This window comes from Aeromonas sp. s10 (assembly GCF_040907975.1).
GTDB classification, from domain to species: domain Bacteria; phylum Pseudomonadota; class Gammaproteobacteria; order Enterobacterales; family Aeromonadaceae; genus Aeromonas; species Aeromonas caviae.
In genome coordinates this window covers 29934-52820 of record NZ_JBFOCV010000033.1, presented here as the reverse complement: position 1 = coordinate 52820, position 22887 = coordinate 29934, and the positions used below count along the sequence as shown (strand labels likewise).

The following is a 22887-nucleotide window of genomic DNA, read 5'->3' as shown; positions in this document are numbered from 1 at the left end:
GCTATGATGCCAGTCTTGGAAGAGGAGGGTGAGATGCGATTGGAAGAGATGGAAGCGAATGCCGGGCGTGCCGTCACCCTGCTCAAGGCATTGGCCAATGAGCGACGGCTGTTTATCTTGTGCCAGTTACTGGATAGGGAGCTGTCGGTCGGCGAGCTGAACGAGGTCTTGGGATTGAGCCAGTCAGCCATGTCGCAGCATCTGGCGGTGTTGCGTCGGGATGAGCTGGTGGCGACGAGGAAGGAAGCCCAGACGGTCTATTACTCCCTGCGCAGCCATGAGGTGCGCGAGATGATCGGATTGTTGCACAGACTGTACTGTAGCGACCCCAAATAAAAAACCGGCACTAGGCCGGTTTTTTCAGCTTTCATCAGCGGATGCTGATTAAGCCATGGCTTTGATCTGGGCAGACAGGCGGCTCTTGTGACGAGCAGCTTTGTTCTTGTGGATCAGGCCTTTGGTCGCCATACGATCCATGATCGGCTGAGCAACAGCGAAAGCGGCAGTGGCAGCAGCCTTGTCACCAGAGGCGATGGCAGCGATCACTTTCTTCAGGTAGGTACGGGTCATGGAACGACGGCTGGCGTTGTGCTGACGACGTTTCTCTGACTGAAGAGCACGCTTCTTAGCAGATTTGATGTTAGCCAAGGTAAAACTCCTAAAACTGTCTTAGCGAGTGTATTGAAAAGGCCCGGAAATATGCCTTCCCAACCACATATTGTCAAATGATTTGTGCAAATAAACACCGCCCCCCGGTGGTGTGTCAGATGGGAGACGGTTAAACTGTCGGCCGATTCTAACAGCATTCTTTTCTTTCCGACAGTTCCAGAGGCCTCGTCTTGAGTAAGAAATTGATCAAATCCGGCATGATAGTGTCCGGAATGACGCTGGCATCCCGTGTGATGGGCTTGGTGCGCGATGTGGTCATCGCCAATTTGCTCGGTGCCGGGGTGGCCGCAGACGTCTTCTTCTTCGCCAATCGCATTCCCAACTTCTTGCGCCGGCTCTTTGCCGAAGGGGCATTCAACCAGGCCTTCGTGCCCGTGATGACGGAGTACAAGAAAAATGGTGACGAGCAGGCGGTTCGGGAGCTGCTAGCAGCGGTGGCGGGCACCCTGGGTGGCATCGTCACCGTGGTCACCCTGCTCGGGGTGCTGGGTTCCGGTGTCCTGACGGCTCTCTTTGGCTGGGGCTGGTTCTGGGATTGGCTGCATGGCGGACCGGCGGCGGAGAAGTTCGAGCTGGCCAGTCTGATGCTCAAGATCACCTTCCCCTACCTCTGGTTCATCACCTTCACCGCCATGGCGGGGGCTATTCTCAATACCTTTGGCCGTTTTGCCGTGTCCTCCTTCACGCCGGTATTCCTCAACATCACCATGATTGCGGCGGCCTGGTGGATCGCGCCCTTGATGGAGCGCCCCGAGATCTCCCTGGCGATCGGTGTCTTTCTCGGCGGTCTGGTCCAGTTTTTGTTCCAGTATCCTTTTCTGCGCCAGCTCAACATGCTGGTCTGGCCCAAGTGGGGTTGGCACCATCCCGGGGTCGTGAAGATCCGTACCCTGATGATCCCGGCCCTGTTCGGCGTGTCGGTCAGCCAGATCAACCTGCTGATCAACACCATGCTGGCCTCGTTTCTGGCCACCGGCGCCATCAGCTATCTCTACTACTCTGACAGGTTGCTGGAGTTCCCCCTCGGCCTCTTTGCGGTGGCCATCAGCACGGTGATCCTGCCTGCCCTGGCCAGGAAACACGTGGATGCGGATCCGGCGGATTTCTCTCGCACCATGGATTGGGGAGTACGCATGGTGATGCTGCTCGGCTTGCCAGCCATGGTCGGTATCGCCGTGCTGCGCGAGCCCATACTGCGGGTGCTTTTCATGCGCGGTGAGTTTGGTCTGCACGAGGTGAGCATGTCGAGTGCCAGCCTGCTGGCCTCCACCACGGGGCTGCTCTCCTTGATGCTCATCAAGGTGCTGGCCCCCGGTTATTACGCCCGCCAGGATACCAGGACGCCGGTGCGTATCGGCATCATGGCCATGGTTGCCAACATGGTGTGCAACCTCATCTTCATCTATCCGCTCGGCTACGTGGGGCTGGCTCTCGCCACCGCCTGCTCCGGCACCCTGAACGCCGTACTGCTGTTCAAGGGGCTCTATCAGCAGGATGTTTATCGCCCTTCCCGCAACACCGGGCTGTTCTGCCTCAAGCTCTTGGCGGCAACGGTCTTGATGGGGGGGCTTCTGGCCTATCTGTCACCGGATCTCGCCCAATGGGGGGCCTGGAGCATGGGCAAGGCCAGCCTGGAGTTGACCCTGCTGCTCTGCCTGGGCGGAGCGCTGTATGGCATTGTCCTCTTGGCATTGGGGATCCGGCCACGGCACCTGAGAGCCGGTCAGCAATAAGGAGCCAGCTGCAAGGGAGGGGACAGTACAGGGTCGATGGGGGCGGTCTCAGGGGCTGTCGGGTTGGCCCGCCAACGAGGTGCGATGCTCCTGGCCAAGTCCGAGAAGCGAGCGGGATGGCTAAATCGGGTCAACGGCAGGGCTGACCCTGCCTGCTGCCTGATATATAATCCGCCGATTTCCATGGCAGCAACGCACAAGGCACTGATGGAGCTTATTCGCGGCATTCACAATATCAAGCCCCGTCACCGGGGCTGTGTATTGACCATAGGCAACTTCGATGGGGTTCATCAGGGGCACCACGCGGTGTTGGCCCGTTTGCAGGATAAGGCCGCCCAACTTGGCCTGCCAGCCTGCGTCATGTTGTTCGAACCCCAGCCGCTGGAGCTGTTTGCGGGCAGTGCCGCGCCCGCCCGCCTCAGCCGCTGGCGGGAGAAGTACGAAGCCCTCAAGGGAATGCAGATCGATCGCATGCTCTGCGTGCGTTTCACCCATCGTTTTGCCGAGCAGGCAGCCAGCACCTTCATCGAGCAACTGCTGGTGGAGAAACTCGGCGTGCACTATCTGGTGGTCGGCGACGATTTTCGCTTCGGCAAGGGGCGGGAAGGGGACTTCCACCTGCTGGAGGAGGCAGGTCGGCGCTTCGGGTTCGAGGTGATCAGTACCCAGAGTTTCCAGCTTTCCCGCCAGCGGGTCAGCAGCACCCTGGTGCGCGAGGCCCTGAAAGCGGGCCGCATGGCGGAGGTGGAGCTGATGCTCGGTCGCCCCTATGCCATCAGCGGCCGGGTGGCCCACGGCGACAAGCTGGGGCGCACCATAGGTTTTCCCACCGCGAATCTGGCCCTCAAACGCCAGGTTGTCCCGGTCGGTGGCGTGTTTGCGGTGGAAGTGATATGTTCCGGCAAGACTTTCCCCGGTGTCGCCAATGTGGGTGTACGTCCGACCTTGAGCGGTACACAAGCCAGATTGGAAGTACATCTATTTGATTTTTCTGGTGATCTATATGGTCAGCAGGTCAAGGTGCTGCTTCGCCACAAGCTGCGCGAAGAGCAGAAATTTGACTCTTTCACCGCCTTGAAAGAGCAGATCGAACGAGATGCCCTGGCGGCCCGAGCCTGGTTCGGGCTGCCACAATTTCATTTACCCAGCACTCTTTTAGAAAAGAAGGGAACCCAGGACTGATGAGCGACTATAAACACACCCTGAATCTGCCGGAAACCGAGTTTCCGATGCGTGGCGATCTGGCCAAACGCGAACCCAACATGCTGAAACGTTGGTACGATCAGGATCTTTACGGCGCCATTCGCCGCGCCAAAGCGGGTAAGCCTTCTTTCATTCTGCACGATGGCCCCCCCTATGCGAACGGCAGCATTCACATCGGTCACTCGGTCAACAAGATCCTCAAAGACATCATCATCAAGTCCAAGGGCCTCTCTGGCTTCGATTCCCCCTATGTGCCGGGCTGGGATTGCCACGGTCTGCCCATCGAGCTGAAAGTGGAAGGCATGGTCGGCAAGCCGGGCGAGAAGGTTTCCGCCGCCGAGTTCCGCGCCGAGTGCCGCAAATACGCCAAAACCCAGATCGAAGCGCAGAAGACCGACTTCATCCGTCTGGGCGTGCTGGGTGACTGGGAACACCCCTACCTGACCATGGATTTTGGGACCGAAGCCAACATCATCCGCTCCATGGCCAAGATCGTTGAAAACGGCCACCTGCACAAAGGCTCCAAGCCGGTGCACTGGTGTACCGATTGCGGCTCCGCGCTGGCTGAAGCGGAAGTGGAGTACTACGACAAGAACTCCCCCTCCATCGACGTGCGCTTCAAGGCCGTCGACGAGGCTGCCGTTGCCGCCAAGTTTGATTGTGCCGAAGGCCACACCGGCAAGGGCGCGCTCTCTGCCGTGATCTGGACGACCACCCCGTGGACCCTGCCGGCCAACCGCGCCATCGCCATGCATGCCGATCTCGACTACGCACTGGTGCAGGTTGAGGGCGACAATCCCGAGCGTCTGATCCTGGCCGCCGAGCTGGTCAAGGACGTGATGGATCGCGCCGGCATCGAGCACTTCCACAACCTGGGCTACGCCAAGGGTGCCGCACTCGAGCTGCTGCGCTTCAACCACCCCTTCTACAGCTTCGACGTACCTGTGGTGCTGGGTGACCACGTCACTCTGGACGCCGGTACCGGCGCGGTGCACACCGCCCCTGGCCACGGTCAGGAAGACTTCGTGGTCGGTCAGAAGTACGGTCTGGAAGTGGCCAACCCGGTTGGCAGCAACGGCGTGTACCTGCCGGATACCGAACTGTTTGCCGGCCAGCACGTGTTCAAGGCCAATGCGGCCGTGGTCGAGGTGCTGACCGAGCGCGGCGCCCTGCTGCATCACAAGGTATTCAACCACTCCTACCCGCATTGCTGGCGTCACAAGACCCCGATCATCTTCCGTGCCACCCCCCAGTGGTTCATCAGCATGGAGCAGAAGGGTCTTCGGCAGCGTGCTCTGGAAGAGATCGAGCGTATCGAGACTCAGGGCATTGCCGAACACGGCCAGAGCGGCTGGGTCCCGGCCTGGGGCAAGAATCGCATCCAGGCGATGGTCGAGAACCGTCCCGACTGGTGTATCTCCCGTCAGCGTACCTGGGGCGTGCCCATCTCCCTGTTCGTTCACAAGGATACCCAGGCGCTGCACCCGGATTCCGTGCGCCTGATGGAAGAGGTGGCCAAGCGGGTCGAGCAGTCCGGCATCCAGGCCTGGTGGGATCTGGACAAGGCCGAGCTGCTGGGCGCGGACGCCGACAACTACGAGAAAGTGCCTGACACTCTCGACGTCTGGTTTGACTCCGGTTCTACCCATGCCTCCGTGGTCGACGCCCGTCCCGAGTTCAACGGCAAGCCGGCCGACATGTATCTGGAAGGCTCTGACCAGCACCGTGGCTGGTTCATGTCCTCCCTGATGATCGGCGTGGCGATGAAAGACAAGGCTCCCTACAACCAGGTGCTGACTCACGGCTTCACCGTGGATGGTCAGGGTCGCAAGATGTCCAAGTCCATCGGCAACGTGGTGAGCCCTCAGGACGTGATGAACAAGCTGGGTGCCGACATCCTGCGTCTGTGGGTAGCGAGCACTGACTACACCGGTGAGATGACCGTCTCCGACGAGATCCTCAAGCGCTCTGCCGACGCTTATCGTCGTATTCGCAACACTGCCCGCTTCCTGCTGGCCAACCTGAACGGCTTCAATCCGGCGACCGACATGGTGGCGCCTGCCGACATGGTGGTGGTGGATCGCTGGGCCGTGGGTCGTGCCAAGGCGGTACAGGCCGAGATCATGGCGGCGTTCGACGAGTACAACTTCCACGGCGTGACCCAGAAGCTGATGCAGTTCTGCTCCATCGAGATGGGTTCCTTCTATCTGGACGTCATCAAGGATCGTCAGTACACCGCCAAGGCAGACAGCCTGGCCCGTCGCTCCTGCCAGACCGCCCTCTATCACATCGCCGAGGCCATGGTGCGCTGGATGGCGCCCATCATGAGCTTCACTGCCGACGAGATCTGGGCCCTGCTGCCGGGCGAGCGCGGCGAGTTCGTGTTCACCGAGGAGTGGTACGACGGCCTGTTCGGGCTTGAAGCGGGCGAAGTGCTGAACGACGAGTTCTGGGCCGAGATCCTCACCGTGCGCGGTGAAGTGAACAAGGCGCTGGAAGTGGCCCGTGGCGAGAAGCGCATCGGCGGTTCTCTGCAGGCCGAGCTGACCCTGTTCGCCAAGCCTGAGTTGGCCGCGCGTCTGAACGCATTGGCCGATGAGCTGCGCTTCGTTTTGCTCACCTCCAAGGCCAAGGTCGTCAGCGTCGATGTCGCACCGGCAGAGGCCGTGGCGACCGAGCGCGATGACCTGTGGCTCTGCGTGACCCAGTCTGCTGCAGCCAAGTGCGACCGCTGCTGGCACCATGTAGAGGACGTGGGTACCATCGCGGGCCACGAAGAGATCTGTGGCCGCTGCGTCACCAACGTCGAGGGTGACGGCGAAACGCGTCAATTTGCCTGATGAACATGACTCAACATAAAAGCGGCCTGCGTTGGCTGTGGCTGGCAGTGCTGGCCTTTGTTCTGGACCAGGCGAGCAAGCTCGCCGTGGTCAAACTGCTGCCATTTGGCTACCCGGGGGTGGAGATCGCCCCCTTCTTCAACCTGGTCCATGTCTACAACAAGGGAGCGGCTTTCAGCTTCCTGGCAGATCAGGGGGGCTGGCAGCGCTGGTTCTTCGCCGTGCTGGCGTTCGCCATCTGCGGCCTGCTGATCCACTGGCTGCGCAAGCAGTCGGTCACCCAGCGCTGGAGCGGTATCGCCTACAGCCTGATCATCGGCGGGGCGCTCGGCAACGTGTTTGACCGGCTGGTGCTGGGCCATGTGGTCGACTTCCTCGACTTCTATTGGCAGCGCGCCCATTGGCCGGCGTTCAACCTGGCTGACAGCTTCATCTTCATCGGTGCCGCCATGATCGTGCTGGACGGCTTCCGTGGCGAGAAAAAACAGGACGCGACCTCATGAGCCAGCTGATTGTTGCGGACAGCAGCGTGCTGTTCCATTTCTCTATCAAACTGGAAGATGGCTCGGTGGCCGACAGCACGGCGCTGCACGGCAAGCCTGCCCGTCTGCGGATGGGAGACGGCAGCTTGACGCCGAGCTTCGAGCAATGCCTGCTGGGGCTGCGCGAAGGGGAGAGCAAGAGCTTTACCCTGGCGCCGGAAGAGGCGTTCGGCCTTTCCAATCCTGACAACATCTACCATCTCGATCGCGCCAAATTCGGTAACGAAGTTGAGCCCAAGGTGGGTACCATCATTCTGTTTGACCAGCCCAACGGCAGCGAACTGCCCGGGATCATCCGGGCGGTGGAAGGGATGTCGGTTACGGTCGATTTCAACCACCCCCTGGCCGGTCACACCGTCACCTTCGAGGTGGAGATCCTGGGAGTTGATGACGAGGAGAAGGTTCACTGATGGATATTCTGCTGGCTAACCCCCGTGGCTTCTGTGCCGGTGTCGACCGGGCCATCAGCATCGTCGAGAGCGCGCTGGAGAAGTTCGGTGCCCCCATCTATGTCCGTCACGAGGTGGTGCACAACCGCTACGTGGTGAACAAGCTCAAGGAGGCGGGTGCCGTTTTCGTCGAAGAGCTGGACGAGGTGCCGGATGACAGCATCGTCATCTTCTCCGCTCACGGTGTCGCCAAGGTCGTGCGCGAGATGGCCAAATCCCGCGCCCTCAAGGTGTTCGATGCCACCTGTCCGCTGGTGACCAAGGTGCACATGGAGGTCCATCGCGCCAGTCGCAAGGGCTCCGAAGCCGTGCTCATCGGCCATGCCGGCCACCCCGAGGTGATCGGCACCATGGGACAGTACGAGAACAGTGAGGGGGGCATGTATCTGGTGGAGACGCCGGAAGATGTGGCCAAACTCAAAGTGAAGAACCCGGACGATCTCTGTTTCGTCACCCAGACCACCCTGAGCGTGGACGAGACCTCGGATGTCATCGATGCGTTGCGTGCGCACTTCCCCAAGATCCAGGGGCCGCGCAAGGATGACATCTGCTATGCCACCCAGAACCGCCAGGATGCGGTGCGGGAGATGGCCGGGCTGGTGGACGCCATGCTGGTGGTGGGGTCGCGCAACTCTTCCAACTCCAACCGTCTGCGGGAGCTGGCCGAGAAGGTGGGCGCCAAGGCCTACCTCATCGACGATGCCTCCATGATTGAGCCGCAATGGCTGGACGGGGTTGTCCGTATCGGGGTCACGGCGGGTGCGTCAGCCCCCGATGTGCTGGTTCAGAATGTCATTGCTCGTCTGCGCGAGCTGGGAGGCAAGATAGTGACCGAGCATCCTGGCCGAGAAGAGAATGTGGTGTTTGAAGTGCCGCCCGAGCTTAGAATTATTTGAATGTGGCCAGGATGGCCTGAGAATAAAGAGTTATGTTCCTGATGCCGGATTTGTCGTTGCGACCTATCCGGCATTAGACTATATGAACCGCCAGTCACCAAGGATGGGTTATGATTGGGTTCTATCGAGGCTTTTCTCTCATTGAATTGATGATTGTCGTCGCAATCGTGGCGATTCTTGGCACTATTGCCTATCCCTCCTATCAGCGTTACCTGCTGTCCAGCCACCGAATTGATGCCAAAAAAATGCTGTTGGACGCCGCCAACAGACAAGAAACCTATTTTATGGACTTCAATCGGTATACCTCATCCGCAGCCGATTTGAATATCTCGGAGAACTCCGAATCCGGCTTCTATCACCTGGTCATCTCGGCCGGGGTCAATACATACATCCTGTTTGCCACGGCCTCTGGTGCGCAGGGGTCAGACAGCGACTGCATCATTTTCTCCATCGACCAGGATGGCACCCGGAGTGCCACCCGGCTCGGGGATACCGTCAACAATGCTTGCTGGGACTAGGCGATGAAACCACTGCGCCATCGACACACGAGGGGATTCAGCCTGCTGGAGGTGATGATTGCGGCCGTGGTGCTCTCTTTCGGCTTGCTGGGATTGGTTGCCATGCAGGTTACCGCCAAGTTTTCCAGCTACGAAGCGCGTCAGCGCACCATCGCCAACTGGCTGGCCAATGATCTGGTGGAACGCGCCAGGATCAACAAAGACAGCTGGGCTGGTCAGGGAACGACAGTGGTATCCGGCAACGCGATCCTGGATATGCCGAGCTGTGCCAACAACAATGGCACCATGTCAGATTGCAGCAGGACAGAGCGGCAGGCACTGGACCTCTTCTACTGGCAGCAGTCCCTGCTGGGAACCGCGGTATCCGGTGCCGCGTCACCTCTGCAATCTCCGGTCGGCTGCGTGATTCGTGGCGCCAACAACAGTTTGACCATAGGGATCTTCTGGCAGGGGCGGGAGTCTTTGTCCGATGGTGCCGGTGCAGTTGCTGCGGTGCGCAACAGTTGTGGGCTGGGCAATGCGGCAGACAGACAGAGGCGTCAGTTCGTACTGACGACCACACTATGAATGCCCGCGGCTTCACCCTGATTGAATGGTTGATTGCCATGTTGATTGGCGTATTTCTGGTCGGTGGCGGCTTGAGCATCTTCGTGGCTTCCCGTGCCACAACGGAGGATGCTTTCGATCAGAGCGAGTTGCAGGAGAATGGACGTATTGCGATGCGTCTGGTGACCCAGGACCTGAAGTGGGCGGGCTTCTGGGGGGACTACACCGGTTCCCCCATGGCAACGGGGCAAGGCGTGACTCTCAGCAGCGGGTCTACGGTGCTTTCGGCGAACGATTGTCTGGACAATTTGGGGCGTGGCAGCTTGCCACCCAGCGTGGGAACAAATCGGGGGGTCTGGGTCGCTCGGGTGGACAACAACAGGGCGATTAACGGGGGGGCTTTTGCCTGTATTCCCGTGACGTCACGTATTGCCAATACGGATGTCATCAGCATCAAGAGATTGATTGGGCAGCCCCTGGCCGATGCCGCAGCTACTGGTAATCGCTTCTATCTTGCTACTACGACGCAAGCGGCGCTGATGTTCAAAGGGGGAGAAACAGTGCCCACGATGACAGATATGCCGGCTCGTCAGCTCTGGGAATATCAGCACTTTATCTATTATCTCGCTCCCAATCCCGCAGGCAACCCGGAACTGAGAAAGCGTTATCTGACAGCCAATGGGGGCTCGGTTCTGATCGGAGGCCCCATGGCGGAAGGGATTGAGCGCATGACGGTGTTGTTTGGTGTTGACGACACTCCTGTTGCCGATGGGGTTATTGATCGCTATGTCGCGTCTACAAACGTGACCGAGCAGGAATGGAGCGAAGGGCGTGTCGTTGCTGCCCGTGTCTTTATTCTGGTGCGATCATCGCAAGCATCCAGCAGCTATGTGAACAACAACATCTATCAGGTAGGCAGTACCAGCGTATCAGGCAATGGGGATGGGTTTCGTCGTTTGCTGCTGGAGAGCAGCGTGTCGCTACGCAACCCGGTGGTCATGACTGGAGGTGGTTCATGAAATCACAGCATGGCGTAGCCCTGATCGTCGCGCTGATCATCCTGGTACCTCTGACGCTGATCGCCGTGGTGGTGATGCAGTCCTCCGGGCAGGATCTCAAGATGGCAGGTTCTGCGGCCAATTTCAGGCAGGCAGAACACAGACTGGAAGGCATCATCGAAGCGGCTGTACAGAGCAATAGCATATCGACGGTGATTGCAGGCATGGGTTCTGTGCTGGGGGCGAGTGCTGCCATCAGTGTCAATAGCAGCAACAATTCAGCTAATGTTGCCCTCACCAATCGCACAGAAACCGTATGCAAACGCAAGGTGGATGCCAGCAGCAACAATGTGATTCCTGTATGCAAATATGTCGAGCTACAGGCCGGTGTCAATTATGGAAAATATTCTCGCCCGCTGACCTGGACTGCGGGTGTGGAACAGCCACTGCTCACAAAATAGGAGCGAAGGATATGTGGTTACAACGATTCGGTTCAATTTTATGCTGGTGCAGTCTTGTTTTTGGCATGACGTCAACACGAGCCGATGACACCGAGCTTTTTATATACGACTTTAATAAGGCCGGTGATTTCAGACCTAAAGTGCTGCTGATATTTGATAACTCCGGCAGTATGGCTGATACCATGGAACAGATAAAGGAAGCGTACAATCCCGCGACAGCCTATCCTGCTTTGAGCAATGATCCAGACACAAGCAACACTAAACGATATATATATTTCTCAACCGATGGGAGTGTCCCCGCCATTAACAGCAACAAGCGTTTCTCCGACAAATTGAACGCTTGTGCTACTTCCAAGGTGCCTCTTGCAAATATCGGTTATTTTCAGTCGCAAGTCTGGACTTATGAAGTGACAAGCGGCAGTCCTCCGGGGAGAGGTAGGGGAAGCTGGTATTCAATTAGTGGTTATCAGGAAAACAACATCGACTTGGTCGATTGCAAGCAGGATGTCACCGCAAATAACCCTGCGAACCCATACACAGGCACCTGGAGTGTTGGCACCGGGTATCCGGTCAATAAAACCAGCAATAATCAAGGCTCATGGTTTTATACAGCGGCAACAAGAGACTCTGTTAATGCCAGCAATACGGCCGTGGTGCTTTATTCTGCCAACTATATCAGGTGGTATTACGGGCCTACGGGTTACTCTATAGAATCCCGGCTGCGTATTGCCAAAGATGCAGTCAAAGGATTGATATCATCTGCCCCCGGGGTTGATTTTGGTCTGGCTATTTTCAACAGGAATGACAGTAGCAGTACCAATGGCGGCAGAGTTGTCCGGGATATTCTGGGTAGCGAGATCACGTTGTCGAATGGCAAGACCGGAGAACAAGACCTGCTCGACAGGGTCGAAGGACTGACTGCCAGTACCAACACACCATTATGCGAGACGTTGAGTGAGGCGTATCGCTTCTTCGGGGGACGAAGCGTTGTTTATGGCTTGCAAGGAGGCACGAGAGATACGACCGCCGAAAGCCCAACAGGTACCTATCAAGCCCCCTATGACAACTGCTCAAACAACGGTTACGTCATATACATCACCGATGGAGAGCCGACTCAGGATGGGGATGCCAATACCTTTGTCCAGGGATTGATAAATACATTGTCCAGCGATGAAAAAGCGGCTTATGGCACTACCGTTACTTATGGGTCAGGGAACAGGTCCAGCAGCTATCTGGCCGCATTGGCGGGTTATATGAAACACAAGGATGTGAATGCCGTTTCCCCTGGTACCCAGACAGTCACGACCTTTACCGTCGGGTTTGGTGACGAGGCGATAAGCGGGGCCGGTAATTTGCTTGCTGAAACTGCCCGTCGTGGTGGCGGCGTTTATTATCCGGCAACCAACGCCTCTGCCTTGAGTGATGCGTTGAAGGCATCGCTGCTAGCGATCCTGCGGATCAATACCTCGCTGGTGTCCCCCGCCATTGCCAGCAACAACTTTGACCGGACTCGCAGTCTCAACAACATCTATTACGCCATGTTTGAGCCAGATGATGGTCCCAGATGGCGGGGCAATCTGAAAAAACTGATTTTTTCTCCTGACGGTTATGTGGCTGACAGCCGGGGACTGCCTGCTATCAAGTTTGATGGCACCATCATCGACAGTGCCCAGACTTTCTGGTCATCCGGCCGTGACGGGAACGTTGTGGCCGAAGGTGGGGCGCAAGAGATGTTGGCGGGGAAAAGCAACCGCAGCCTCTATGTCATCAACAATGCCCAGAACCGTCTCGATCAGCTGACCAAGGCCAATCTGGTAACGCAGGCTGGCAGTGAAGCCGCGCTCATGACCTTCATGCAGGCAGTTACGACGACTGAACTCGATTCCCTGATCAACTGGACTAAGGGGTTGGATGTCGACGATGAGGACTTTGATACATCAACCCTGATCCGCGCCCATATCATGGGTGACCCCCTGCACTCACGTCCCCTGGTGCTGAACTATGGCCCGCAATCCGGTAACCCGACAGATGCACCGGACTTGCGTATTCTGTTTGGGACCAATGCCGGTTTCCTGCATATGTTCAAGGACATGGGGAGCACCATAGACGAAAGCTGGGCGGCGATACCTTATGAGTTCATGGCCAATCAGAAGGCGCTGCGTCTCAATGCGGAATCAGCCGAACATATCTATGGTGTTGACTCTTCTCCGGTGGCCCTTATCAAAGATGCCAATCGCAACGGGGTGCTGAAATCCTCGGAGAGCGATTTTGTCTGGGTATTTACCGGCTTGAGGAGCGGCGGCAAAGCCTATTATGCATTCAACGTTTCCAGCCCGGATACGCCGACACTGAAGTGGCGTCTGAACAGTCTGACGACTGGTTTTGGTGAGCTGGGGCTGACCTGGTCGGTGCCGGAAGTCGCGTTTGTGCCGGGAGTCAGTGATCCCGTGCTTATCTTTGCTGGCGGTTATGACGTGAACAAGAGCGTGCTGGGATTGGGAACCAGTGACAGCATGGGGAGAGGTATCTACATCGTCAATGCCGATACTGGGGCGCTGATATTCAGTGCGACCCCTGCTGCGACTTCAACCAGCAACCTCAGAGTCACGGGGATGACCGACAGTATGCCCGGGTCGGTAGCTACGCTTGACAGCGATGGTGATGGCAAAGTCGATCGCATCTATGTGGGTGATACGGGGGGCAATATCTGGCGCATGGATCTCCCAGGCACCAACAAATCTGACTGGAGCGTCTTCAAATTTGCCAGCCTGGGGTCGGATGTCACTCAAGCAGATGATCGCCGTTTCTTCACCCAGCCTATCGTGGTGCGTACCATCAACAAGCAGGTCACCCGCACCGTTGTGGGGGGGAATGTGGTCTATTCCTATCAGGATCGTCCCTTTGATGCCGTGCTGATTGGGAGTGGAGACCGCAATCGCCCCTCATCGGAAGCGACCGTCCGCAATGGCTATTTCATGTTGCGTGATTATGATGTCGTGCCGCGTGCCGCCAATGCGCAGGCAAGAAGCCCCATCTTGATTACTGACCTTTATGATGTGACCTCTGATCCTTTGTCTGCCCAGACAAACACGGATGGAATATTGGCGACCAAGGCGGGAATTACCACTGCCAAAGGGTGGGTCAATTGGTTGAACGAACCGGGTGAGAAATCCATGGGGGCCGGGGTCGTACTTCAGGGCAAGCTTTACTTCACCTCGTTCCTGCCGCAAGTGCAGTCGTTCCAGCAATGCACCATTCAATCCATCGGGGCTGCACGCCAATACATGGTAGACATGCATTATGGCAGTTCCTTCCGTTATGTGGTTGATCTTGAAGGCAACCAGACACCTGAGCGTTATGTCGAAGTACAGAACAAGGTTGCCGACGATTTGGTGGTGCATGCAGGAGACGATGCCAAGATCCGCATTATTGGAGGCGGTGTCGGGGAAGAGGTCATCCTGAAAGATGAAGGGGATGGTGAGCCTGAGCGTTGTACCGGAGCGGGAGAGTGCAACCAGGGGGCAGAGGAGGCTGAGATGGATATGTCGCCCAAGAAAATTTACCTCTACGAAGGAGAGGCACAATGAAAACACGCAGCGGGGTGTTGGGTTTGTGCCTCTTGTTATCCGGGTCCGTCTTGGCAGATGACATAAAATGTTATGTCGAGCTGGTTAACGGCCAGAAGGTTGTCCTGCACGGTACTGTGGCAGACAACACGCCAAAGGCGGTGCAGGATAAATTCAAACAAAGAGGATACGAGGTGGATGGTGCGGTACAGCCTGTGAAGAAAATCCTGGAATGTCGCACTGCGGAGGAAAATTTCCAGTCAAAAGAGGGTCAGCAACAGGATGCCCGTCAACTGCGATAGCGAAGAACTTCATTCAGAGGCAGATATTTGCCTGGGTAGATTGGGTGGTGCGGCCGGAGGGAGAGATGACCAGATTTATCTGGGCATTTCCCGAACGACACAGTGTGATGGTGGCATTGGTACCCAGGCTGGTGCCATCAGGGCTGAAGGTAGTGGAAGTTCGATTGTTTGCAGCAGTCAGCGAGTCAGATAGCTGAGGGCTTCTTGCCAGAATCTGCTCACCGTTATTGAAAATGTCATTGCCATTACCGTCGACGAACACGAGGAATTGGGTCGGATTGGCGGTGACACAATTGTCACTGGCATTGGCAAGGCACACAGTGACAGATTGCTGGTTGTCGATGGCTTGGCTACGAGCAAAACGCAGATATTTCAAGAGTGTGCGAGATTCAAATTTCAAGGCATTCTCATTGAGCAGGCTCGACATGGCCGGTGCACCAATACCAAGCAAGATGACCCCCAGACTGACGGCGATCATCAGTTCCAGCAGGGTGAATCCTTTCTCGTCCTTGATCATGGCAATATCTCCCTCGATTAGTTACATCTTATCTCCAGACAGCCAGAACACCAGCGCAAAGCCCAAGTGTTGAGCTGGCACAGCCAGCGCCTTTTCTTTATCATTCCCCATCATTTTCGAATTCAAGATGCATCGCCATGGCAAAAGCCCTCTCTCTGATGCTTGCCCAGTTAAATCTGACGGTAGGCGCCATCGAAGATAACTGTGACAAGGTACTGGCGGCAGCAGCCCAGGCCGATCAGCAAGGGGCCGATCTGCTGGTTTGCTCCGAGCTGGCCCTGACAGGATATCCGCCTGAGGATCTGCTGCTGCGCGCCGACCTGATGGTCCGGGTCGAGGCCGCGCTGTCCCGCATCGCGGCATGGCAGGGACAATGTGCCATTCTGGTGGGCCATCCCTGGCGCGAAGAGGGGGCGCTTTACAATACGGCCTCTCTCTATGAGCGCGGTCAACTGCGGGCACGTTATTTCAAACAGGACTTGCCCAACTACGGGGTGTTCGACGAGAAGCGCTACTTCACTGCGGCGACCGATACCTGTGTGGTGCCGTTCCGTGGCCATCAGCTGGGTTTGCTCATCTGCGAAGATCTCTGGCAGCCGGGTCCGGCGCTGGCCGCCAAGGCGGCGGGGGCCGAGCTGCTGCTCACCATCAATGCCTCTCCTTATGATCAGGAAAAACCCTGGATCCGCCGCGAACTGATGGCGGAACGCTGCGATCAGACCGGTCTGCCGCTCATCTACCTCAACCAGGTATGCGGCCAGGACGAGCTGATCTTCGACGGCTGCTCCAAAGTGTTCAACAGCCAGGGCGAGCTGACCCACAAGCTTGCTCCGTTTGCCGAAGAGCTGGCGCTGGTGCGCTTTGCCGATGGTCAGCCGGTGAAGGAGCGGGAACCCGCCGCGCCGCTGGAGCCGTTGGCCGAGACCTATCAGGCCCTGGTGCTGGCGGTGCGCGACTATGTCACCAAGAACGGTTTTCAGGGCGCCGTGCTGGGCCTCTCCGGCGGCATCGACTCGGCGCTGACCCTGGCCATTGCGGCCGACGCCATCGGGGCGAACAAGGTGCAGGCGGTGATGATGCCGTTCCGCTACACCGCCCAAATGAGCGTGGAGGATGCCAAGGAGCAGGCCGAGCGGATGAGGGTGGAGTTCAACATCATCTCCATCGAACCCATGTTCGAAGGCTTCATGACCCAGCTGGCACCTCTGTTTGAAGGCACCGCCCGCGACACCACCGAAGAGAACCTGCAGGCCCGCTGCCGCGGTGTGCTCTTGATGGCGCTGTCCAACAAGCGCCGCCGTATCGTGCTGACCACTGGCAACAAGAGCGAGATGGCCGTGGGATACGCCACGCTGTATGGCGACATGGCGGGTGGCTTTGATGTGCTCAAGGACGTCCCCAAGACCCTGGTCTTCAAGCTGTGCGAATATCGCAACAGCGTGGAGTACGTGATCCCGCAGCGGGTCATCGATCGTCCCCCGTCGGCCGAACTGGCACCGGATCAGGTGGACCAGGACAGCCTGCCCCCCTATGACATTCTGGATGCCATCCTCAAGCGCTACGTGGAAGAGGATGCGTCTGTCGCCGACATGGTGGCGGAAGGTTTCGAAGAGGCGGTGGTACGCAAGGTGATCCGCCTGGTGGATCTCAACGAATACAAGCGCCGTCAGGCCGCCGTCGGCCCCCGCATCACTGCTCGCAACTTTGGTAAGGACCGCCGCTATCCCATCACGTCCGGGTTCGGCAAACAGAACTGGTAAGGAGTCACCATGAAGAAGATTGAAGCCATCATCAAACCGTTCAAGCTGGACGATGTACGCGAGGCCCTGGCCGAGATCGGCATCAACGGCATGACAGTGTCCGAGGTCAAGGGGTTCGGCCGCCAGAAGGGCCATACCGAGCTCTATCGCGGTGCCGAGTACATGGTCGACTTCCTGCCCAAGGTCAAGGTGGAGCTGGTGGTGCAGGACGAGGATCTCGATGCCTGCCTGGAAGCCATCCAGAACACAGCGCGTACCGGCAAGATCGGCGATGGCAAGATCTTCGTCTGCGAGGTGGAACGCGTCATTCGTATTCGTACTGGTGAAGAGAACGAAGACGCGATCTGATGTGGTGGATGTGCCCTGTGATGAACAGCAAGAGTCTGTCGTTCTGATGTCGTTGTACCGTATCGGGGTCGTGGCGGCGTGCTTGATGGCACTCACCGCGTGCAGTACCCGGCCGCCGGCCCAGCCGGAAAACCTGTGCCAGATCTTTCGGGAGAAACCCGAATGGCACGAGGCGGCGCTCAAGATGAACGAGAAGTGGGGGACACCTGTCCAGGTAGTGATGGCCATGATGTACCAGGAGTCCTCCTTCGTGCATGATGCCCAGCCGCCGATGCAGTATTTCCTCTTCATCCCCACCGGGCGGGCCAGTTCAGCCTACGGCTATGCCCAGGTGAAAGACGAAACCTGGGCCGACTACCAGCGGGAAACCGGCAACAGCTGGAGCGATCGCGACGACTTTGCCGACGCCATCGATTTCATGGGCTGGTACACTCACAAGGCACAGCGGCTCAATGGCACGTCCAAGTGGGATGCCTATGGCCAGTATCTCAATTATCACGAAGGCTGGGGGGGCTATCGACGTGGCAGCTACCGCAGCAAGGGATGGCTGATGAAGGTCTCCCGCAAGGTGGAGGCCCGTGCCCAACGCTACGGTGCCCAGTATCGACAATGCAAGGATCAGCTCTCCAGCGGGGGCTGGTTCTGGTAACCAAATCAGGAGTCAGAAATGCCGTTATTGGACAGTTTTACCGTCGACCATACCCGCATGGCCGCCCCGGCAGTGCGGGTGGCGAAGACCATGCAGACCCCGAACAAGGACACCATCACCGTGTTCGACCTGCGTTTCTGCGTGCCGAACGAGGAGATCCTCTCCGAACGCGGCATCCATACTCTGGAGCATCTGTTTGCCGGCTTCATGCGTGACCATCTCAATGGGAATGGGGTGGAGATCATCGACATCTCTCCCATGGGTTGCCGCACCGGCTTCTACATGAGCCTGATCGGTGCGCCGGATGAAGCCCGTGTTGGCGCTGCCTGGCAGGCCGCCATGAGCGACGTGCTGACCGTGCAGGAGCAGAGCAAGATCCCCGAGCTGAACGAATACCAGTGCGGTACTTACAGCATGCACTCGCTGGAAGAGGCCCATGCCATCGCCCGCCATGTGCTGGAGCGCGGTATCGGTGTCAACCACAATGACGAGCTGGCCCTGCCGGAAGAGAAGCTGAAAAGCCTCTGATCCCGATAAGGGAAGCATGAAAAAGGCCGGTCAATGACCGGCCTTTTTGCATCTGGTGGGATCAGGAGGGCAGTGGCATCACCCGATTGCGTCCCAGCTCCTTGGCCTTGTAGAGCAGCTTGTCGGTACGCTCGATCAGGGTGTCTGCCGTCTCCTGGGGGATGTATTCCCCCACACCGAACGAGGCGGTGATGTGATCGATGCGTCGCCCGGATTTGCGATCCAGAATCGACATCCGCTCGATGACGCGACGCAGGCTCTCGGCCATCTGGCGGGTCAGCGCCAGGGCGCGGTTTGGCACCAAGAGGGCAAACTCCTCACCCCCCAGGCGATAGGCGGTTATGCCCTCCTTGCTGGCCTCTCGCAGCCGCTTGCCGACGATGCGCAGCACCTGGTCCCCCAGCAGATGTCCGTATTCGTCGTTGAAGTTCTTGAAGCGATCGATATCGGTCAGGATCAGGGAGAAGGGCTGCTTGCTACGGATGAGGCTGTCCATCTCGAGATCGAAGGCGCGTCGATTGAGCAGAGACGTGAGCGGGTCCTCGGTGGCCAGCTTCCTCGTCTCGTTCAGGGCCTGTTTCAGCTCTTTTATCTCTTTCTCGGCGCTGCTGAGCTGGTTGCGAAAGTGGAGGGTGGACATGCGTACGTCACGCGACTCGCGCACGAGATCCCGCAGGATCCCCATGGTGTCTTCCAGGCTGAGCCCCTCGTCGTCTATCTTGCTCAGCTTGTCGAAACTCTTGTCGAGCATCTCCTGAAACAGCCCGGTATCGGAGATGGCATCCTGCATCGAGTGACTCAGCTCGCTGGCCATGGCCGCCAGGTTGAGTTTCATCGCCTCGATCTGCTGCTCGTCCTGAGCCGCAAGGTGCTGGTGGTAGAGACGCTCACAGGTGGTCAGGGAGAAGGTCCCCTGTTGTTTTATCGCCTGATCGACGGCATGGTTGAGTTCGGGCATGTCGCCGGAGACATAGCTGTACCAAAGGTGATAGTTGTTCGGCGTGGTGGGAATTTGATACTTGATCATCAGGGGAACCGCCTGTTTCAAATAGGCGGCAGATTGGGCGAACGAGTCCTTGCTCATGAGTTCCGAGTCTCACATACCTGCAAACTGTGTCCAGTATGACAGAGAGAATGGCCAAAAGGCAGTCGATGGATGCCATTAGCTCCCCCCTCCGATATAATGTCTGCGTTATTACCTACCCTAAGGCCTGCTTATGTCTCAAAAAGATCCTTTCCTCCAACGCGAGGCCGAAAAATACGAAAACCCCATCGCCAGTCGCGAGATGCTGCTGGAGCTCATCAAGGGCCATGAGAAACCCATGTCCCGGGAAGAGCTGGCCAAGGTCCTCAAGCTGACCGATGAAGAGCCGTTGGAAGCCTTGCGACGTCGTCTGCGCGCCATGGAGCGCGACGGGCAGCTCGTGTTCACCCGCAACCAATGTTACGCCCTGCCGGATCGCCTGAATCTGGTCAAAGGCTATGTGCTTGGCCACAAAGATGGATTCGGTTTTCTGCGCCCCGAGGGGGGTGGAGCGGATCTCTTCCTGAACAACCGCGAGATGCAGCGCCTGATGCATGGCGACTATGCCCTGGTGCAGCCGACCGAGATCGATCGCAAGGGTCGTCAGGAAGCGCGTCTGGTGCGCCTGCTCAAATCCCGCGAGGCGGACATCGTCGGTCGTTACTTCGTCGAGAACGGCGTCGGTTTTGTGGTACCCGATGACAGCCGCATCGGCCAGGACATCATCATCCCGGAAGGGGAGAACAAGGGGGCTCGCCAGAGCCAGGTCGTGGTCGTGCGCATCAACCAGCGCGCCACTGCCCGCTTCAATGCGGTCGGTACCGTCTTGGAAGTCCTGGGTGAGAACATGGCGCCCGGTATGGAGATCGAGATCGCCCTGCGTACCCACGGCATTCCGCACACCTGGCCGGAAGAGGTGACCAAGGAGGTCGCCGGTCTCGGCGAGCAGGTGCCGGAGAAGGCCAAAGAGGGTCGCATCGACCTGCGCGCCCTGCCGCTGGTGACCATCGACGGGGAAGACGCCCGTGACTTCGATGACGCCGTCTTCTGTGAAGCCAAGCGCGGAGGCGGCTGGCGCCTGTGGGTCGCCATCGCGGACGTTTCTGCCTATGTGAAACCGGGCACGGCCCTCGACACCGAAGCCTATCAGCGCGGCAACTCGGTCTATTTCCCCGAGTTCGTGGTGCCCATGCTGCCGGAGGTGCTCTCCAACGGTCTCTGTTCCCTGAACCCGCAGGTCGACCGGCTCTGCATGGTGTGCGAGATGACCATCTCCGCCGCCGGTCGCATGTCCGGCTACAAGTTCTACGAAGCGGTAATGAACTCCCACGCTCGCCTGACCTACACCAAGGTAGCGGCGATCCTGGACGGGGATCCCAAGCTGCGTCAGCAGTATGATCCGCTGGTGGGCCACATCGAAGAGCTGAGCAACCTCTACAAGGCGCTCAAGCATGCTCGCCATCAACGCGGTGCGGTGGAGTTCGAAAGCGAGGAGACCCGCTTTATCTTCAACGCCCAGCGCAAGATCGACCGTATCGTACCGCTGGTGCGCAATGACGCCCACAAGATCATCGAAGAGTGCATGATCCAGGCGAACGTGGCTGCCGCCCGCTACATCGAGAAGAACGAGGCCGCCGCCCTGTTCCGGGTGCACGACCGCCCGGGCGAGGAGCGTCTCACCGGCTTCCGCGACTTCCTGGCCGAACTGGGTCTGGAGCTCAAGGGGGGCCTGGAGCCCGAGCCGAAGGACTTTGCCGACCTGGCCGCCAAATTCGAAGGGCGCCCGGATGCGGAACTGCTCTCCACCATGCTGCTGCGCTCCATGCGTCAGGCCATCTATCAGGCCGACAACATCGGTCACTTCGGTCTGGCCCTGAAGTCCTACGCTCACTTCACCTCGCCAATCCGTCGCTACCCGGATCTCATCCTGCACCGGGCGATCAAGTACCAGACCGCCAAGGAGCAGCAGGGCAACCTGCGCCACAAGTGGACCCCGAGCGGTGGCTACCACTACCAGCTGGAAGAAGTGGACCCGATGGGCGAGCACTGCTCCATGACGGAGCGCCGTGCCGATGATGCCACCCGCGACGTGGCAGACTGGCTCAAGTGCGAGTACATGCTGGATCACGTGGGTGACGAGTTTGACGGCGTCATCGCCAGCGTCACCGGTTTTGGCTTCTTCGTGCGTCTGGCGGAGATCCACATCGACGGTCTGGTGCACGTCAGCACCCTCACCAACGACTACTACCAGTTCGACCCGCTGCACCAGCAGCTGATCGGCGAGAACTTCCGCCGTCGCTACCGTCTGGGTGACAAGGTGCGGGTCAAGGTGATGGGCGTGAACCTGGACGATCGCAAGATCGACTTCGTCATGGTGGAAGAGCCCCTCAAGGCCACCGGCAAGAACGCCAAGGAGATGGCGCGCAAGCAGGCCGAGATCAAGAAAGAGAAGGCCAAGAGCGCCCAGCGCCACGAGAAACGCAAAGAGGGCAAGGAGAGCGGCAAATCCGACAAGGGTGGCCGTGCCAAGCCCAGCAACAGACGACCGAGCAAAAAGGCTCGCGACAAGGCCAAGAGCACTAAATGAGTACTGAACTGATCTACGGCATTCACGCCGTCTCCGCGCTGCTGGAGCGCACCCCCGAGCGCTTCATCGAGGTGTGGGCTCTCAAGGGCCGCGATGACGAGCGGCTGCATCCCCTGCTGGCCGAGCTGGAGTCCCTCGGTATCAGGGTGCAGAGCGTGAACCGCAAGACGCTGGATGACAAGGCGGAAGGCAACAATCACCAGGGCATCATGGCCAAGGTGATTGAAGCGCCCAAGCTGGCCGAGCACGACCTGGCCAGTCTGCTGGACGATCTGGCGGCGCAAGAGACAGCGCCCTTCCTGCTGGTACTGGACGGGGTGACCGATCCGCACAATCTCGGCGCTTGTCTGCGCAGTGCCGATGCGGCCGGGGTACATGCGGTGATCGTGCCGCGGGACAAGGCCACAGGCCTCACGTCCGTGGTGCGCAAGGTCGCCTGTGGCGCTGCCGAAGTGGTGCCGCTCATCCAGGTCACCAACCTGGCCCGCAGCCTGCGCGAGCTGCAGGAGCGCGGCGTCTGGATCGTGGGTACCGCCGGTGAGGCGGATCACGATCTCTATCAGGCCAAACTCACCGGCCCCATGGCGCTGGTGATGGGGGCCGAAGGCAAGGGGATGCGCCGCCTGACCCGCGAACATTGCGACGAGCTGGTGAGCATCCCGATGGCGGGGGCAGTATCCAGCCTCAACGTCTCGGTGGCGAGCGGTGTCTGCCTGTTCGAAGCCGTGCGCCAGCGCCGCGTCTGACAAGA

At 58.6% G+C, this 22887-nt stretch carries 22 protein-coding genes; 19 read left to right on the top strand and 3 right to left on the bottom strand.

Features of this window, described 5'->3' with window-relative positions:
* The first annotated feature begins 33 nt into the window (after positions 1 to 33).
* Positions 34 to 336 carry a metalloregulator ArsR/SmtB family transcription factor gene (locus AB5Y59_RS09285; RefSeq protein ID WP_042878863.1) on the top strand — a complete coding sequence of 101 codons (303 nt, stop codon included), beginning with the start codon at positions 34 to 36 and terminating at the stop codon, positions 334 to 336.
* 48 nt (positions 337 to 384) lie between these two features.
* Here AB5Y59_RS09285 and rpsT read toward each other — a convergent pair whose 3' ends face one another.
* Complete coding sequence (rpsT, locus tag AB5Y59_RS09280) at positions 385 to 648, bottom strand: 30S ribosomal protein S20 (protein WP_005308808.1); 264 nt, start codon at positions 646 to 648, stop codon at positions 385 to 387.
* 191 nt (positions 649 to 839) lie between these two features.
* On the opposite strand from rpsT, the gene murJ reads away from it, so the two are divergent.
* From murJ to AB5Y59_RS09220, 12 genes are all read left to right on the top strand, one after another.
* The gene (gene murJ / locus AB5Y59_RS09275; RefSeq protein ID WP_029313784.1) at positions 840 to 2402 is read left to right on the top strand and encodes a murein biosynthesis integral membrane protein MurJ; all 1563 of its coding nucleotides are present in this window, start codon (positions 840 to 842) and stop codon (positions 2400 to 2402) included.
* A gap of 207 nt (positions 2403 to 2609) precedes the next feature.
* Positions 2610 to 3584, top strand: a complete 975-nt coding sequence (gene ribF, locus AB5Y59_RS09270; protein WP_048209146.1) for a bifunctional riboflavin kinase/FAD synthetase — start codon at positions 2610 to 2612, stop codon at positions 3582 to 3584.
* Positions 3584 to 6445, top strand: coding sequence for an isoleucine--tRNA ligase (ileS, locus tag AB5Y59_RS09265; protein WP_368211870.1), 2862 nt, complete (start codon positions 3584 to 3586; stop codon positions 6443 to 6445). Before ribF ends, ileS begins: the two co-directional genes overlap by 1 nt.
* Positions 6445 to 6948: a signal peptidase II gene (gene lspA / locus AB5Y59_RS09260; protein ID WP_103261684.1), complete on the top strand. Its 504-nt coding sequence runs from the start codon at positions 6445 to 6447 to the stop codon at positions 6946 to 6948. The genes ileS and lspA overlap by 1 nt, the downstream gene beginning before the upstream one ends.
* Positions 6945 to 7397 (top strand): FKBP-type peptidyl-prolyl cis-trans isomerase, encoded by a 453-nt coding sequence (gene fkpB, locus AB5Y59_RS09255; protein ID WP_010673101.1) that lies wholly within the window; start codon positions 6945 to 6947, stop codon positions 7395 to 7397. The genes lspA and fkpB overlap by 4 nt, the downstream gene beginning before the upstream one ends.
* Positions 7397 to 8332 (top strand): 4-hydroxy-3-methylbut-2-enyl diphosphate reductase, encoded by a 936-nt coding sequence (gene ispH / locus AB5Y59_RS09250; RefSeq protein ID WP_042878840.1) that lies wholly within the window; start codon positions 7397 to 7399, stop codon positions 8330 to 8332. The genes fkpB and ispH overlap by 1 nt, the downstream gene beginning before the upstream one ends.
* Positions 8333 to 8442: 110 nt before the next feature.
* On the top strand, positions 8443 to 8850 hold the full coding sequence (gene tppA, locus AB5Y59_RS09245; RefSeq protein WP_039039991.1) for a type IVa pilus pseudopilin TppA: 408 nt from the start codon (positions 8443 to 8445) through the stop codon (positions 8848 to 8850).
* Between the two features lie 3 nt (positions 8851 to 8853).
* Positions 8854 to 9417: a type IV pilus modification protein PilV gene (gene pilV, locus AB5Y59_RS09240; protein ID WP_134997696.1), complete on the top strand. Its 564-nt coding sequence runs from the start codon at positions 8854 to 8856 to the stop codon at positions 9415 to 9417.
* On the top strand, positions 9414 to 10415 hold the full coding sequence (locus tag AB5Y59_RS09235; RefSeq protein ID WP_368211868.1) for a PilW family protein: 1002 nt from the start codon (positions 9414 to 9416) through the stop codon (positions 10413 to 10415). The genes pilV and AB5Y59_RS09235 overlap by 4 nt, the downstream gene beginning before the upstream one ends.
* Entirely contained in the window at positions 10412 to 10855 is a 444-nt protein-coding gene (tppD, locus tag AB5Y59_RS09230) for a type IVa pilus pseudopilin TppD (protein WP_368211867.1), read from the top strand. The genes AB5Y59_RS09235 and tppD overlap by 4 nt, the downstream gene beginning before the upstream one ends.
* A 65-nt stretch (positions 10856 to 10920) precedes the next feature.
* Complete coding sequence (locus tag AB5Y59_RS09225; protein ID WP_268451695.1) at positions 10921 to 14442, top strand: pilus assembly protein; 3522 nt, start codon at positions 10921 to 10923, stop codon at positions 14440 to 14442.
* Complete coding sequence (locus tag AB5Y59_RS09220; protein WP_041210962.1) at positions 14439 to 14723, top strand: TapY2 family type IVa secretion system protein; 285 nt, start codon at positions 14439 to 14441, stop codon at positions 14721 to 14723. Before AB5Y59_RS09225 ends, AB5Y59_RS09220 begins: the two co-directional genes overlap by 4 nt.
* Before the next feature lie 13 nt (positions 14724 to 14736).
* Here AB5Y59_RS09220 and AB5Y59_RS09215 read toward each other — a convergent pair whose 3' ends face one another.
* Positions 14737 to 15240 carry a GspH/FimT family pseudopilin gene (locus tag AB5Y59_RS09215; RefSeq protein ID WP_010673109.1) on the bottom strand — a complete coding sequence of 168 codons (504 nt, stop codon included), beginning with the start codon at positions 15238 to 15240 and terminating at the stop codon, positions 14737 to 14739.
* Positions 15241 to 15377: 137 nt separating this feature from the next.
* On the opposite strand from AB5Y59_RS09215, the gene AB5Y59_RS09210 reads away from it, so the two are divergent.
* Genes AB5Y59_RS09210 through luxS form a run of 4 tightly spaced genes read left to right on the top strand, consistent with a single transcriptional unit; the run spans position 15378 to position 18525 of the window.
* Positions 15378 to 17000, top strand: coding sequence for an NAD+ synthase (locus tag AB5Y59_RS09210; RefSeq protein WP_261999170.1), 1623 nt, complete (start codon positions 15378 to 15380; stop codon positions 16998 to 17000).
* A 9-nt stretch (positions 17001 to 17009) separates the two neighbouring features.
* Positions 17010 to 17348, top strand: coding sequence for a nitrogen regulatory protein P-II (glnB, locus tag AB5Y59_RS09205; RefSeq protein ID WP_005308848.1), 339 nt, complete (start codon positions 17010 to 17012; stop codon positions 17346 to 17348).
* A 46-nt stretch (positions 17349 to 17394) separates the two neighbouring features.
* Positions 17395 to 17997: a transglycosylase SLT domain-containing protein gene (locus AB5Y59_RS09200; RefSeq protein WP_049636455.1), complete on the top strand. Its 603-nt coding sequence runs from the start codon at positions 17395 to 17397 to the stop codon at positions 17995 to 17997.
* An 18-nt stretch (positions 17998 to 18015) separates the two neighbouring features.
* Entirely contained in the window at positions 18016 to 18525 is a 510-nt protein-coding gene (gene luxS / locus AB5Y59_RS09195; protein ID WP_043153085.1) for an S-ribosylhomocysteine lyase, read from the top strand.
* 61 nt (positions 18526 to 18586) lie between these two features.
* Here luxS and AB5Y59_RS09190 read toward each other — a convergent pair whose 3' ends face one another.
* Positions 18587 to 19609, bottom strand: a complete 1023-nt coding sequence (locus AB5Y59_RS09190) for a GGDEF domain-containing protein (protein ID WP_010673113.1) — start codon at positions 19607 to 19609, stop codon at positions 18587 to 18589.
* A 133-nt stretch (positions 19610 to 19742) separates the two neighbouring features.
* Here AB5Y59_RS09190 and rnr point away from each other — a divergent pair, with 133 nt between their 5' ends.
* Positions 19743 to 22136 (top strand): ribonuclease R, encoded by a 2394-nt coding sequence (rnr, locus tag AB5Y59_RS09185; protein ID WP_010673114.1) that lies wholly within the window; start codon positions 19743 to 19745, stop codon positions 22134 to 22136.
* On the top strand, positions 22133 to 22882 hold the full coding sequence (rlmB, locus tag AB5Y59_RS09180; protein ID WP_010673115.1) for a 23S rRNA (guanosine(2251)-2'-O)-methyltransferase RlmB: 750 nt from the start codon (positions 22133 to 22135) through the stop codon (positions 22880 to 22882). The genes rnr and rlmB overlap by 4 nt, the downstream gene beginning before the upstream one ends.
* Positions 22883 to 22887 lie beyond the last annotated feature (5 nt).

Excerpts from the sequence above, each read along its gene's own strand:
- pilV (WP_134997696.1), top strand. The coding sequence starts at position 8,854 with ATGAAACCACTGCGCCATCGACACACGAGGGGATTCAGCCTGCTGGAG.
- AB5Y59_RS09225 (WP_268451695.1), top strand. The coding sequence starts at position 10,921 with ATGACGTCAACACGAGCCGATGACACCGAGCTTTTTATATACGACTTT.
- luxS (WP_043153085.1), top strand. The coding sequence starts at position 18,016 with ATGCCGTTATTGGACAGTTTTACCGTCGACCATACCCGCATGGCCGCC.
- AB5Y59_RS09285 (WP_042878863.1), top strand. The coding sequence starts at position 34 with ATGCGATTGGAAGAGATGGAAGCGAATGCCGGGCGTGCCGTCACCCTG.
- AB5Y59_RS09190 (WP_010673113.1), bottom strand. The coding sequence starts at position 19,609 with ATGAGCAAGGACTCGTTCGCCCAATCTGCCGCCTATTTGAAACAGGCG.
- tppA (WP_039039991.1), top strand. The coding sequence starts at position 8,443 with ATGATTGGGTTCTATCGAGGCTTTTCTCTCATTGAATTGATGATTGTC.
- tppD (WP_368211867.1), top strand. The coding sequence starts at position 10,412 with ATGAAATCACAGCATGGCGTAGCCCTGATCGTCGCGCTGATCATCCTG.
- AB5Y59_RS09235 (WP_368211868.1), top strand. The coding sequence starts at position 9,414 with ATGAATGCCCGCGGCTTCACCCTGATTGAATGGTTGATTGCCATGTTG.
- glnB (WP_005308848.1), top strand. The coding sequence starts at position 17,010 with ATGAAGAAGATTGAAGCCATCATCAAACCGTTCAAGCTGGACGATGTA.
- lspA (WP_103261684.1), top strand. The coding sequence starts at position 6,445 with ATGAACATGACTCAACATAAAAGCGGCCTGCGTTGGCTGTGGCTGGCA.
- rlmB (WP_010673115.1), top strand. The coding sequence starts at position 22,133 with ATGAGTACTGAACTGATCTACGGCATTCACGCCGTCTCCGCGCTGCTG.
- AB5Y59_RS09210 (WP_261999170.1), top strand. The coding sequence starts at position 15,378 with ATGGCAAAAGCCCTCTCTCTGATGCTTGCCCAGTTAAATCTGACGGTA.
- AB5Y59_RS09215 (WP_010673109.1), bottom strand. The coding sequence starts at position 15,240 with ATGATCAAGGACGAGAAAGGATTCACCCTGCTGGAACTGATGATCGCC.
- ribF (WP_048209146.1), top strand. The coding sequence starts at position 2,610 with ATGGAGCTTATTCGCGGCATTCACAATATCAAGCCCCGTCACCGGGGC.
- rnr (WP_010673114.1), top strand. The coding sequence starts at position 19,743 with ATGTCTCAAAAAGATCCTTTCCTCCAACGCGAGGCCGAAAAATACGAA.
- ispH (WP_042878840.1), top strand. The coding sequence starts at position 7,397 with ATGGATATTCTGCTGGCTAACCCCCGTGGCTTCTGTGCCGGTGTCGAC.
- AB5Y59_RS09200 (WP_049636455.1), top strand. The coding sequence starts at position 17,395 with ATGTCGTTGTACCGTATCGGGGTCGTGGCGGCGTGCTTGATGGCACTC.
- AB5Y59_RS09220 (WP_041210962.1), top strand. The coding sequence starts at position 14,439 with ATGAAAACACGCAGCGGGGTGTTGGGTTTGTGCCTCTTGTTATCCGGG.
- ileS (WP_368211870.1), top strand. The coding sequence starts at position 3,584 with ATGAGCGACTATAAACACACCCTGAATCTGCCGGAAACCGAGTTTCCG.
- fkpB (WP_010673101.1), top strand. The coding sequence starts at position 6,945 with ATGAGCCAGCTGATTGTTGCGGACAGCAGCGTGCTGTTCCATTTCTCT.